We start from the raw sequence: 13,417 nt of genomic DNA, 5'->3' as shown, positions 1-13,417 counted from the left end.
TGGGTCTCAGGGCGCGGCGGGCCGGACGGAGAGCTCCAGGTCCGGTGCCAGCCGCGCCTTCCACGTCGAGGCCAGGTGCGGGTTGCTCGCCAGCGCCTGCTCCGCGTCCTCGCGGGCGCGCGCCGTCCACGCCTGACGCTGCTCCGGGACGGCGGTGCCCTCCGCCAGCGCCCACAGGAGCCCGGCGCGCAGCAGCCGTGCCCGGGCCCACTTCGGCCGGGCGGCGAGGATTCGCTCGACGCCCTCCAGGGCGCGCGTCAGCTTCCCGGTTGCGTTCCCGCCCTGGCGCGACTTCCAGCGCCCCCAGGCCAGCGCCAGCTCGCTCGACGCCAGCACGTACTCCTGGCGCCGGGGGGACAGCTCCACCGCCTGGGCGAGCGCGTCCTCGGTCCGTCGGAAGTCCTCCTCCTTCGCGGTGCCCAGGCGCACCCGCTCGCGCGCGTGCACGTCGAGGAGGGCGCCCTGGTAGCGCCACGCGTAGCCCAGGCGCGGGTTGAGCTGCCGGGCGCGGTCCAGCGCCTCCTGCGCGCGGGTGAGCCGGGGCGCCACGTCGCGCCGCTCCTGCAGCGCGTGCGTGGCCGCGAGCACGTGCACGCGGGCCAGGTTGGTCCAGATGTCCGCGTCGCCGGGCATCATCTCCAGCGTCTTGCGGTAGGCGGCCTCCGCCGTCTTCAGGCCGAAGGACGGGTCCTGCCCGCGCGCCAGGAGGAAGCCCGCGCGCACCGCCTCCACCTCGCCCAGGTTGTTGTAGGCGTAGCTCTGCTGGGGGGCCGCCTCGCGCGCCTGCTCGAAGGCCTCGCGCGCCTCCGTCAGGAGCGCCTCCACGTCCTCGCCCTCCTCCCAGCGCTGCTCGGCCCACCACAGCAGGGCCGCGCCCAGGCCGTTGGCGAGCTGGGGCAGCTTGGGGTTGATGTCGCGGCCCTGACGGTAGAGCGCGAGCGCCCGCTCCAGGTCGGGCCTCGGGTCCTGGCCGTGCTCCTGGCGCCAGCGCGCCAGCTGCTCGGACACGTCCGCGCCCTGGTAGCAGGCGATGACGTTGCGCGGGTTGAGGGCGAGCGCGCGCTGGATGGCCTCCAGCGCGCGGGTGAGGTCCCCCTGCGCGTCCGGCGCCCGGGTGAGGCCCGCCCTCGCGCGGTAGGCGTTGCCCAGGTTGATCCACGCGTCGGCCTGGGTGTCGCGCAGGCGGATGGCGGCCAGGTAGGCGTCGATGGCCTTGCCCTGGTGCTCCAGCGAGTCCAGCCCGAGCCCGCTCTCGTAGTCGGCCCACACCTGATGCGTCACGCCCAGGTTGGCGTGGAAGGCGTAGTCGCGCTCCTCGGGCCCCAGCTGCTCGAAGGCCTCGATGGAGTGGCCCAGCTGCTCGCGCGGGTCCTGGGAGAGCCGCTGCAGGTGGCGCGCCCACAGCCGGTGGATGATGGCCAGGTCCAGCGTGACGCGCTCGGCGGGGGGCGCGAGCTTCAGCGCGGCCCTGGCCGCGTCGATGGCCTTGCCGAAGAGCGCCTCCACGTCCGTCGCGTTCTGGTTGGCGTGCTGCTCTCCCAGCCGGCGGTGCAGCCGCGACAGCACGATGAGCGAGCGGTGGTGTCCGGGCGCGGCCTGGAGCGCGCGTCCCAGGGCGGCGAGGCCCCGCTCGTACGGGGGCTGCACCTCGCCGGAGCCGTACAGCTCCATCACGAGCGCCGCCAGCTCCAGGCGCCCCAGGGCGTAGTGCGTGTCCGGCTGGCTCTCCGCGGTGGAGATGGCCTGGGCATACGCGCGCCGCCCCGCCTCCAGGTCCGCCTGGGAGCCCGCGCTGTCGCCCTGGTGCCAGCGCGCGGTGGCGCGGGCCAGGTGCACGTCGCCGCGCAACAGGGGCGCCTCGTAGAACCAGGGCCAGGTGTTGCCCATGGCGTCCAGGTGCGCCAGGGCCTCCTCGTGACGGCCTTCATGGAAGGCGAACAGGGCCTTCACGTACAAGGGCGGCGCGGGCACGTCCGGCCCCTCGGCCTGGCGCAGGTAGGCCAGCGCCGGGTCGCGGTAGCGCTGCTCCAGCTCGCGCCGGCGCGCCTCGCGCTGCTCCTGGCTCCTCCGCTCGACGTCCAACAGCAGCTTCTCCCGGTACTGGTCTCCCAGCACCAGCGCCAGCGCCCAGGCCGCGCGGGGCTCGCGGTAGCCGTGGCGCCACGCCGACTCCAGCCGCGCCCGGGCGCCCTCCACGTCGCCCAGGGCCAGGAGCGCGCGGCCCAGCGCGTAGTGCCCGGGGCCCACCGCGTGCTCGCCCGCCTCGCGCACCTCGACCTCCAGCGCGTCCATGCTGGCGCGCAGGGCCTGCTGGTCCTCGCGCGTGTCGTGCAGGCGCGACAGGAAGGAGTAGCGCGCGGCCGCCTCGATGCGCTCCACCCGCTCGGTGAAGCTGCGCGTGAGCCGCTCGCGCTCGGCCACCTCCTTGCGCGCCACCACCGCCTGCCCCAGCGCCAGCGCCACCACCGTCAGCGCCGCCACCACCAGGCTCAAGGCCACGCGGTGCTTGCGCGCCTTCTTGCGCAGCCGGTAGCCCACGCCCCGCCGCGCCTGCACCGGCTCCCCGCCCAGGAAGCGCTCCAGGTCGTCCGCCAGCGCGCGCGCCGAGTCGTACCGGGCCGAGCGCTCCTTCTCCAGGCACTTGAGGACCACCGCCTCCAGGTCCTCGGGGATGTCCCGGTCCACCGCGCGCGGCGGCAGCGGCTCCTGCGTCTGCAGGCGGGTGATGACGTCCTGTCCGCTCCCCGCGAAGGGCGTCTGGCCGGTGAGCAGCACGTACAGCGTGGCGCCCAGCCCGTAGACGTCCACGCGCCGGTCCAGCCGGGACGTATCCCCGCGGGCCTGCTCGGGGGCCATGTAGTGCGGCGTGCCCATCACCACGCCGCTCTGGCCCGCCTCCTCGCGCCAGTCGCGCGCCAGGCCGAAGTCCATGACGAAGGGCGCGTAACCCCCGTCCTCGGTGCGCTCCACCAGGATGTTGCCGGGCTTGATGTCCCGGTGCACCAGGCCCGCGCGGTGGGCGGCGTGCACGCCCTCGGCGGCCTGCCGCAGCACGAGCACCTTCTGCTCCGGCGTGAGCGTGGCGGCGAGCTGCCCGAGCGGCTGGCCGTCCACGTAGCGCATGGCGATGTAGCCGCGCCCCTGCACCTCGCCGACCTCGTACACCTCGCACACCCGCTCGTGGCGCACCCGGGCCTGGGCCCGCGCCTCCGACAGGAAGCGCCTGGCCAGCTCCGGGTCTCCGCCCTTCACGAACTTGAGCGCGACGTTGCGGCGCAACAGCGGGTCATACGCCAGGAACACCTGCCCCATGCCTCCCTGACCCAGGAAGCGCACCGGCTGGTAGCGGTTCCAGTCCGGCACCGGGAAGACGGGGGCCTCGCTCGCGTCATCCTCCAGGGCGGCGACGGGGGGCGCCACCGGGGGCGTGCGCGGGTCCAGCGTGGTGGCCTCCAGCGGGGCGCCCCCACTGGCCGTGTCCTCCAACGGGGGGCCCAGCTCCTCGCGCAGGGTGCTCAGCGTGTGCTCGCTCACCCCGCCGCGAGCGCGCAGCAGCTCCAGCGGGCTTCTGCCCAGGCCGAGCGCCTCCTCGCGCAGGGCGGTCGCCTCCTGGGCGGAGACGAGCCCGTAGTCCAGCGCGAGGAGCAGCTCCTCCTCGTACCTCTCCTGCGTCTTCCCCGCCTTGTCCACGGCCCCCAGCATACGGGGTTGCGCGACGAGGCGGGGAGACCCGCCGGGAGGTCCACGAGTCCCCGGGGCAGGGGACTGGGGGAAGGGATGTGGACCCCCCGGCGGTGGAAGACGGACTACCGACGCGCCTTGCGGCGGCGCAGGCCCAGCAGGGCCAGCAGGGCCAGGCCCGCCGACGAGGCCGGCGCCGCGCTGCAACCGCCGCCCGCGAAGGCGCGCGAGTTGAGCACCGTCCACCGGTGCTCGGCGGGCGTCGGGTCCACGTTGCCCGCGCTGTCGATGGCGCGCACGCGCAGGACGTGCTCACCCTCGCGGACGTCGTAGGTGTCCTGGCAGGCGACGTAGGGCCCGTTGTCCAGGCTGCACTCGAACGTCACGCCCTCCTCGTTGGAGGCGTAGGCGAACGGGGACTCGGTGTTCCCGGAGCTTGCGCCCGGCGTGCGGCTGAAGGACGTGTCCGGCGCCTGCGTGTCGATGCGGAACGTGTCGACGTTGGAGGGCCCGCTCTCGTTGCCCGAGGTCGGGTCCGTGGCCGTGGCGGTGACGGCGTGCGAGCCATCCGCCAGCGGCGTCGTCGGCGTGCAGCTCCAGTTGCCGCTGGCGTCGGCGGTGGCCGTGCACACCACGGTGGTGCCCTCGCGCACCGTCACCGTGGCGCCCGGCGTGGCGGTGCCGGAGATGGCGGGCGTGGCGTCGGCCAGCACCGAGCCGTTGGCGGGCCCCGTGATGACGGGCGCGCCGGGCACGGTGGTGCTGACGGTGAAAGTCACCGGCGCCGAGGGCGGGCTGGTGTTGCCCGCGCCGTCGGTGGCCGTGGCGGTGAGGGTGTGCGGACCCTCGGACAGCGGCGTCGTCGGCGTGCAGCTCCAGTTGCCGCTGGCGTCGGCGGTGGCCGTGCACACCACGGTGCCACCCTCGCGCACCGTCACCGTGGCGCCGGGCTCCGAGGTGCCGCTGATGGGCGGCGTGCCGGTGGACACCGTGGAGCCACCCGCGGGGCCCGAGATGACCGGCGCGCCCGGGGCGGTGGTGTCCACGATGAACGTCGTCGGAGCGGAGGTCTCGCTGGGGCTGCCCTCCGGGGTGACGGCCGTAGCGGTGAGGGTGTGCGAGCCGTCCGGCAGCGGCGTCGTCGGCGTGCAGCTCCAGTTGCCGCTGGCGTCGGTGGTGGCCGTGCACACCACGGTGCTGCCCTCGCGCACCGTGACGGTGGTGCCCGGGTCGGACGTGCCGCTGATGGGCGGCGTGCCGGTGGACACCGTGGAGCCATTGGCCGGACCCGTGATGACGGGCGTCGTCGGCGGGGTCAGCTCGACGATGATGGTGGCCGGCGGAGCCGTCTCCGTGGCGCCCACCTCCGTGGAGGTGAGGACCACCGAGTGCGTGCCCTCGGGGATGTTGCCCAGATCGCACGTCCAGCGGCCGGCGGCGTCCACCACCACGGTGCACACCGGCGTGGTGCCACCGTCGACGTAGACGTCGATGGTGGAGCCCGGCGAGCCGGTGCCGCCGATGACCGGGTCCGTCACACCGCCCGGCGCCGGGTCCGTCAGCACGGGGATGAGCTGGCAGATGGACAGCGAGTCCACCCGGTAGGCCACCTGCGTCTCCGTGTTGTTGTTGTCGGCGCAGTCGGTGTCGACGAGCGCCAGGCGCACCTCGCCCGAGAGCGCGTCGAAGTCCTGGTGATGCCCGAAGCCCAGGCCCATCGCCGCGTCGCGGGTGGCGGAGGCCGGGCCCGACAGCGGCAGGCGGCCCAGCGTGAAGCGCTGGGTCCCCGCGCCCGTGACGTGGTTGAAGCCGAACAGGCCCGGGTACCAGTTGTCGGTGCCCGAGTAGCTCACCGCGCCGGAGACATAGGCCGCGCGGTAGCGGCCCGGCACGGTGAGCGCCGCCTCGGCGGCGAGCGCCGCCAGGTCCGGCTGGGCGATGTCCGACACGTTGGTGCACTGCGAGCGACCCAGCCGCGTGTAGAGGGCGTGCACGTCGGTGTTCTTGCAGCCGTGGCCCGCCTCGATGGTGCAGGTGGCCGAGCAGCCGTCGCCCGCGGTGGTGTTGCCGTCGTCGCACGCCTCGGCGGCGGCCTTGATGCCGTCGCCGCACGTCACCGCGCACGCGGAGGGCTGGCCCGCGCAGCTGTAGCCCGTCTCGACGGTGCACGTGGCCGAGCAGCCGTCGTTGGCGGTGGTGTCACCGTCGTCGCACTGCTCACCCTCGTCCAACAGCCCGTTGCCGCAGACGTTGGCGCTGATGCAGACGTTCGAGTAGGGGTTGCACAGGCCGCTGTCGCAGACGCCGGACGCGGCGCAGGGCTGGCCGTTGGACCACAGGCAGCGCGGCGAGCAGGTGTCACCGGACTCCAGATTGCCGTCGTCGCACACCTCGCCGCCGGCCACCGTGCCGTCGCCGCAGGTGGTGGCGCAGGTGCTGGGCTGACCGCTGCACGTGTAGCCCGGCTCCTGGGCGCACGTGTTGGAGCAGCCGTCGCCGGAGGTGGTGTTGTTGTCGTCGCACGTCTCGCCGGGGTTCACGACGCCGTTGCCGCACGTCTGGCTGCACACGTTGCCCGGGGGCGGGCAGCTGTAGCCCGGCTCCACGGCGCAGGTGGCCGAGCAGCCGTCACCCGCGACGGTGTTGCCGTCATCGCACGTCTCCGCGCCGGCGCGGATGCCGTCGCCGCAGACGGTGGTGCACGTGGAGGGCGCGCCGGAGCACTGGTAGCCCGACTCCACCGCGCAGCCCTGGCTGCAGCCGTCGCCGTTGGAGGTGTTGTTGTCGTCGCACTCCTCGTTGGCGTCCACCGCGCCGTTGCCGCAGGTGGCGACACAGACGGACGGGCCGCTCGCGGGGCGGCTGCACGAGTAGCCCGGCTCCGGCTTGCACTCGGTGGCGCAGCCGTCACCCGGGTTCAGGTTGCCGTCGTCGCACGTCTCGCCCGGGTCCACGGTGCCGTTGCCGCACGTCTTCACGCACGGCTGGCCCACGGTGGGGCAGGTGTAGCCCAGCTCCAGGGTGCAGGCGTTGGAGCAGCCGTCGCCCAGGTTCGTGTTGCCGTCGTCGCACAGCTCGCCCGGGTTGAGCACGCCGTTGCCGCACGTGGGCGCGCAGTTGGAGGGCGCGCCCGAGCACTCGTAGCCGTTCTCGACGCGGCACGCGTTGGAGCAGCCGTCGCCGGACATGTTGTTGCCGTCGTCGCACAGCTCGCCCGGGTCCACCGCGCCGTTGCCGCACGTGGCGACGCAGGCCTGGCCGGGGGTGGGGCACGCGTAGCCGGACTCCACGCGGCAGGACGCGTTGCAGCCGTCGTTCGGCGTGAGGTTGCCGTCGTCGCACTGCTCGCCGGAGTTGAGCAGGCCGTTGCCGCACGTGGCCGCGCAGGAGCTGGGCTGGCCGCTGCAGCCGTAGCCGGGCTCGATGCCGCACGTGGCGCTGCAGCCGTCGCCGCTGGACGTGTCGCCGTCGTCGCACTCCTCGCGGGGGGACACCACGCCGTCGCCGCAGCGGTCGTCGTAGGCGTCCACGAAGAGGTAGCGGAAGGCGTTGGGGGGCGACGCCTCGTTCTCGTTGCACAGCTCCAGCCGGTTGAGGCCCGTCTTCCAGGCCGCCGTGGTGCCGAACTCACGGATGATGCTCTTCTGCCACGGCGAGCCCGGGGGCTCGCTCACGGTGACGGGCGTGAAGGGCTGCCCGTTGACGGTGGCGCCGTCGAACGAGTTGTCGTTGAACGTGGCGATGCGCATGCGGAACTGCGCGACGTTCGTCGTCGAGGGGATGATGAAGTCCTGGTAGACGCACGTGGGGGCACCCAGCGGGGCCACCATGAAGGTGGCGGTCTGGATCTCCTGCGGCCAGTCCTCGGCGCTGCGCGCGCCGACGGCCGCGCCCGTCGTGGTGCCGGAGTAGAACCAGTGCGGGTCCGCGCCGGATTCCAGGCGGCGGTTGTTCTGGTCCACGCCCGTGTTGAAGAAGGCGATGCCCGCCCTCACGCAGCGGCTGGGCGTGCCGGAGCAGGCGAAGCCGGGCTCCACCTCGCACATCCGGTTGCAGCCGTCGCCCTCGGTGCGGTTGCCGTCGTCGCAGACCTCCTGGTCGAAGTTGGGCCACTGGCGGTTGTTGAACGCGCCGTTGCCGCACAGGGACAAATCACACGTCGTCGAGCAGCCGTTGCCCTCCTGCGTCGTGTTGCCGTCGTCGCAGGCCTCGCCCGGGTTGACCTCGTTGTTGCCGCACAGCGACGCGAGCGAACAGGCCCGTCCGGGGACGTGACACAGGTAGCCTGCCTCGATGGTGCCGGTGGCGGAACAGCCGTCGCCGCTCACCGTGTTGCCGTCGTCGCACTCCTCTCCGGGCTGGATGCGCCCGTCACCCACGACGGGGGCGGCCAGCTCGGAGCGCTGCGCGCCGGGCGCCTCGGTCGAGACGAGCGCGGTGGGCTGCTGCTCCTGGCAGCCGGTGAGGGTGGTGATGAGCGCCAGGGCGAGCGCGGCCACGGACGGGCCCGTCCGGGCCCGCTTCATGGCGATGGGATGCGTGTCTGATGATGGCATGGAAGGTCTTTCCTCACTTCTCGAGGGTGTCGGTGGGCTCGCCGCTCTTCGTCTCGACGCCATCGGCGTCACCGACGATGCGGAACTCCACGCGGCGGTTCTTGGCGCGGCCGGCCTTGGTGGTGTTCTCCGCGATGGGCTTCTGGGGACCGAAGCCGCGCGGCTCCAGCCGCTCGCGCTTGACGCCCTTGCCCTCCAGGTACTTCACCACCGCCTCGGCGCGGCGCTGCGACAGGTCCAGGTTGTAGTCGGCCTTGCCAGTGTTGTCGGTGTGGCCCTCGACGCGCACCTTCTCGATTTCGGGGTGCGACACGAGGATGGCGGCCACGCCGTCGAGCAGCTTGAAGCTGCGCGGGCTGATGAGGTCCTTGTTGTTCTCGAAGAAGACGGCCTCGAGGATGCGAATCTGGCCCTCGCCAATCTGCGCGAGCTGCTTCTGCTTGCAGCCGTGGTTCTTCACCGGTCCCGGCTCGTCCGGGCAGTTGTCCAGCCGGTCCACCAGACCGTCGTTGTCGCGGTCCTTGTCCGGGCAGCCGCGGTTCTCCTTCGGGCCCGCCTCGTTCATGCAGGCGTCCTTGGCGTCGAGCACGCCGTCGTTGTCGTTGTCCGGGTCCGGGCAGCCGTCCTCGTCCTGGAAGCCGTCCTTGTCCTCGGGCTCCTTCGGGCACGCGTCCTTGGAGTCGGTGACGCCGTCGTTGTCGGAGTCCGGGTCATCCGGGCAGCCGTCCTCGTCCTGGAAGCCGTTGATGTTCTCCGGCTGGGCGGGGCACTTGTCGGCCAGGTTGGGGATGCCGTCCTTGTCGTCGTCCCCGTCCGGGCAGCCGTTGAGCTCGGCGAGGCCGGGCGTGGTGGGGCAGCGGTCCTGCGCGTTCGTCACGCCGTCGCCGTCCGCGTCCAGGTTGGGACAGCGCGCGGGCTCGTGGGGCTGGCCCGCGACACATGCGGGCGCATCGTCGCGGGGGCCGAAGTTGACGCCCGCCAGCACGCGGAACTCGGGCGTGCCGGGCGTCCGGCCGAAGCCCGGGCCGCCCATGACGTAGAACTCGGTGCCCGCCTTGACCGGCGAGCGCAGGCCCAGCAGCACCTCCATCGACTCGGGCGCGTCCGCGAACGGCAGGGTGCCGCGCACCACCAGCTCCTCGCGCAGGCCGAACAGGTGGGCCGTCACGTTGACGCCGCCGTTCATCTCCACGCCCAGCTCGTCCTGCAGCGGGTCCGCGTTGGGCGTCAGCGCGTACTTCTTGGTGCGCACCAGCGCGCCCACGTCCGCGCCCACGCGCCAGCCGTCGCCCACCTTCTTGCCCAGGCCCAGGCGGGGGGTGAAGACGAAGCCCTGGTCCCGCGTGAGCGTGTCCTTGCTGCCCAAAGGCAGCGCCGCGCCCAGGTGCAGGCCCACGTCCAGCGGGCCACCGCGCGCCTCGGACAACAGCCCCGCGCGCGCCTGCGCCCACGGCGTGCCCAGCGCGAGCGTGGACGGCGTCTGGAAGCCGAGCGCCGTCGTGTCCGGGCCCCACTGCGAGACGATGGGAACTTGAAGACCCAACTCCAACCAGTCCGTCACGGCGTAGGCGCCGCTCAGGTGCACCGTCACGCGGTCCGAGATGATGGTGCCCACTTCATCGTCGTTGCGCAGCAGCACCAGCGGCTTGCGCTCGTAGTGGGCCGTGAGCCCCAGCCGGAAGGTGCCGTCCGGGAGCAAGTCACCGGTGGACAGCACCAGGCTGTCCTTGGCGCCGGGGTTGAGCTGCAACCGCTCCAGCTCCAGGTTGGGAATCCGCTGGACCTGCGCTTGAGCGGAGAGGGCCCAGAGAACGGCCAGCCCTCCGAGCAGGGAATGATGACTTCGAGAATTCAAGGGTTCCTCCACGTCCGGGCGTCGCACTGAGCGCGCGCACGGCCTTCTGCCACGACTGTGTGGGTATGGACAGCTGCATGGCACGGGCCATCGCGTCACCGAATGGGACGTGAGGACCTGCGAGGCTTTGCTGACGTGTCAGGAGGTCCATTGGCCCGCACCGACGCGCCATTGACGTGTCAGCGAAAGGGGGCGGGTGCTGGCATACCCTCCCGGAGTCTCCCCCTCCGAGAGGGTGGGAACACCTCACGCTAGCGCAGCGGCAAATCCAACCAGGAGGGTCCGCCCACGGTCAGCGTGGCGTTGAGGGTGTTGGCGCCGAGGTAGAGCGGGTCCTCGGTGTCGACCACGAGCGCGAGCTGATGCCAGGCCGGGACGTCATACGCGGTGGCGGGGAACACCAGGTCCAGGTCGAGCGGCGTGCCTGGCGTGGCGCCGTGCCAGCTCAGCGGCACGTGGGTGACGAGGCCGCCGAAGTCCCCCACGGCGTCATAGAGATAGGCGACCACGGTACCGGAGGCCGTCGTCGGGGTGATGCGCAGCCGCAGCGTGGCGGTGCCGCGCAGGGACAGCTCGCGCGAGGACGGCGGCGAGGTCCACACGCCCGCGCGCAGCCGGTTGACGCCCGGCAGCCACACGATGGGAGGGATTCCCGTCAGCGCCTGCAGACCGTTGGTCAGCAGCGGCACCCCCGCGTCGGCGATGGTATCGACGCCGCCCCAGAGGGTCCGCGCGCCGCTCGTGGATGGGGCGCCTCCGAGCGTGCCGGTGCCATCGAGCAGCCGGATGGCGCCCAGGCCGAGGCGCTGGGTGCTGGAGGAGACAGCGGCCCAGGTGGAATAACCCTCCACGTCGCCGTCGTAGGTGCGCAGGACGAGCGGCGGCTCGTTGGCGATGCCCGTGTCGATGCCGGCGACGTGCTGGTCCAGCCACCGCGTCACGCTGGTCCACACGGGGTTGGGCAGGCCGACCAGGCCCGTGGCCTCGACGACGGCGTGGTCCCCGGGCGCGAGCTCCAATCGCTTGGGGCCGGTGAGCTGGCTGAAGAAGGAGACGAGCTGGTTGGGAGGGAACATGCTGTCGCCGTACGCGTTGGCGATGAGGATGGCGGGCGCGTTGGCGTTGATGCGGTCCACGTAGGTGGAGGCGGAGCGGAGGCGCCCCCACTGCTTGAGGCCCTCGATGTCCCGGTTGGCGAAGTAGTCGTCGATGCGGGTCCGCAGCTCGGGGCTGGGACGGCCGAGGAAGCGCGCGGCCAGGTCCAGCAGCGCCACCGCCTGGGGCCTGCGCGTGTCACCGCCGTACAGCGACGCCACCAGGTCCGTCCATCCGGAGAGCGCGGCCACGGCCTTCACGCGCGAGTCGAAGCCGGAGGCGATGAGGGAGATGCCCGCGCCGTACGACACGCCCGCGAGGCCGATGCGCGCCGCGTTCGTCGGCGTGTTCGCCACCAGCCAGTCGAGCACGCGCGAGGTGTCCGCGATGTCCGCCGGGCCCGCCGTGTCGATTCCACCCCCCGACGCCCAGAAGCCCCGAGGCGTGTACGACAGCACCACGTAGCCCCGCTCGGCCAGCGCCTTGGCCTGGGCCAGGTACTCCAGGTCGTTGAGTCCCCAACTGGAGATGAACACGACGGCCGGGTGGGGACCGGGCGTCGTCGGGGCGATGTGGTTGGCCTTGAGCACCACCCCGTCGCCCACCGGGATGTCCACGAACTTGAAGCCCGTCGTCGCCGCGGCCGTGAGCACGCCGTGGGCAACCGGGAGCGGCGAGGGCACCGCCGCCGTCGCGAGGACGGGTATCAACAATGCGACGAACAGGGACGAACGGGGGAACCACCGCGAGAGCAGACGCTGCGCCATGGAGCACCTCACCGGACTGCGAGGGGTCGGTCACGGTAGAGAGGGATTGATTCGTCAATCAAGGTTCCCTGACACGGCGTGTTGAGCAGGTTTCATCGCGAGGGGAGGGTGTAGCGGCCTTCCTTGTGGAGCTCGCGGTGGATGCCGTGGAGGAGGTCCGCGGCGCGCAGCTGTTGGGGCATGCGGATGACGGCTTTGAGACACGCGTGGCGGAGCACGTTGATGATGGCGCCGCCGGACAGCTCGTGCTCGCGGGCGAGCTTCGCGAGGTCCACGTCGGGGGCCAGCGGGAAGGGCTTGTCCTTGAAGCACGCCTCCCACAGCCGCAGGCGCTGCGCGGGGCCGGGCATGGGGAAGTGGATCATCGACTGGAAGCGGCGGGCGAAGGCCTCGTCGAAGTGCGCGCGCTGGTTGCTGGCGAGGATGGCGATGCCAGGGAAGTCCTCGATGCGCTGGAGCAGGTAGGAGATTTGTTGATTGGCCGCGTGGTCATTGGCGTTGCGTGACTCGGTGCGCTTGCCGAAGAGGGCGTCGGCCTCGTCGAAGAAGAGGATCCAACGTTGGAGCTGCGCGTGGTCGAAGAGGCTGGCGAGGTTCTTCTCCGTCTCGCCGATGTACTTGGACACCACCTTGGACAGGTCGACGCGGTAGACGGGCAGGCCGGTGGCCTTGCCGAGCAGGGTCGCGGTGAGGGTCTTGCCGGTGCCGGGAGGGCCGTGGAAGAGCGTGCGGTAGCCGGGCTTGAGCTGCTTCTTCAGGCCCCAGTCCTCCAGGAGCGTCCCCTGGTGGCGGGCCCAGGTGATGATGTCCTCGACGTCGTCGCGCAGGGGCGCGTCGAGCACCAGGTCCTCCCAGCCCTGCATCGTGGTGATGCGCTGCGCGGGGAACTCCGGGCCGAAGGGCGGCTGGTAGTGGGCGCCGGTGGTGAGGCGCTCGAGGGCCTCGGGGGTGAGCTGGAGCGCGGCGGACAGCGGGGGCTCCTCCGGGTGACGGCGCTCCAGTCGCAGCACGCGGCGCGCGAACAGCGGGTGGTCGGGGTGGAAGAGGGGCAGGTGCGTCAGTCGCGCCTGGAGGTCGTCTCCGGCGAGGAGGAACAGCGCAGTCTCGCCGGTGGGGAGGATGCCGCCGTGGGACTGGCCCACGACGCCGCCGAACTCGGTGAAGCGGCGGTCCAGGGCCTGGTTGCGCAGGAAGAGCGGGTCCAGCGCGGCGGGCTGGAGGTGGGGCAGGGCGGCGAGGATGAGGAGCAGTCGCTCGGCGGGGGTGCAGTGGAGTTCGCGGAGCAGCTCGGCGTAGGGGGCCTCGAGGGTGGGGAGGGGTGGCGGCGGGAGGGTGTCGAGGAGCGGCGCGGGGAGGGTGCTCCCGGCGTGTTGTTGGAGTCGGAGGTCCAGCCACTGGGTGAGCCAGGCGACCTCGGCCCGGAGGCACTCGGCGTTGGTGGAGGGCGAGCGGAGGTCCATGGC

The 13,417-nt window shown here is 72.5% G+C and carries 5 protein-coding genes; all 5 read right to left on the bottom strand.

Translation table 11 applies throughout. The annotated features are described in order from the left end of the window. Nucleotides 1–6: 6 nt before the first annotated feature. Complete coding sequence (locus AC6JA9_RS35160) at nucleotides 7–3,702, bottom strand: serine/threonine-protein kinase (protein ID WP_497958452.1); 3,696 nt, start codon at nucleotides 3,700–3,702, stop codon at nucleotides 7–9. 104 nt (nucleotides 3,703–3,806) lie between these two features. After that, nucleotides 3,807–8,237 (bottom strand): DUF4215 domain-containing protein, encoded by a 4,431-nt coding sequence (locus tag AC6JA9_RS35155; RefSeq protein WP_497958451.1) that lies wholly within the window; start codon nucleotides 8,235–8,237, stop codon nucleotides 3,807–3,809. A gap of 13 nt (nucleotides 8,238–8,250) precedes the next feature. Next, nucleotides 8,251–10,092: an OmpA family protein gene (locus AC6JA9_RS35150; RefSeq protein WP_408889260.1), complete on the bottom strand. Its 1,842-nt coding sequence runs from the start codon at nucleotides 10,090–10,092 to the stop codon at nucleotides 8,251–8,253. A gap of 251 nt (nucleotides 10,093–10,343) precedes the next feature. Further along, on the bottom strand, nucleotides 10,344–11,954 hold the full coding sequence (locus AC6JA9_RS35145; RefSeq protein WP_267699584.1) for a CocE/NonD family hydrolase: 1,611 nt from the start codon (nucleotides 11,952–11,954) through the stop codon (nucleotides 10,344–10,346). A gap of 92 nt (nucleotides 11,955–12,046) precedes the next feature. Further along, complete coding sequence (locus tag AC6JA9_RS35140; RefSeq protein ID WP_497958450.1) at nucleotides 12,047–13,414, bottom strand: ATP-binding protein; 1,368 nt, start codon at nucleotides 13,412–13,414, stop codon at nucleotides 12,047–12,049. Between the last annotated feature and the right edge of the window lie 3 nt (nucleotides 13,415–13,417).

The sequence above is a fragment of the Myxococcus sp. MH1 genome, from assembly GCF_059738865.1.
The sequence above is the reverse complement of the archived record's forward strand: the minus strand, read 5'-3'. Positions and strand labels throughout refer to the sequence as shown.

Coding starts and splice junctions, on each gene's coding strand:
- AC6JA9_RS35160 (WP_497958452.1), bottom strand. CDS start 3,702: ATGCTGGGGGCCGTGGACAAGGCGGGGAAGACGCAGGAGAGGTACGAG.
- AC6JA9_RS35155 (WP_497958451.1), bottom strand. CDS start 8,237: ATGCCATCATCAGACACGCATCCCATCGCCATGAAGCGGGCCCGGACG.
- AC6JA9_RS35145 (WP_267699584.1), bottom strand. CDS start 11,954: ATGGCGCAGCGTCTGCTCTCGCGGTGGTTCCCCCGTTCGTCCCTGTTC.
- AC6JA9_RS35140 (WP_497958450.1), bottom strand. CDS start 13,414: ATGGACCTCCGCTCGCCCTCCACCAACGCCGAGTGCCTCCGGGCCGAG.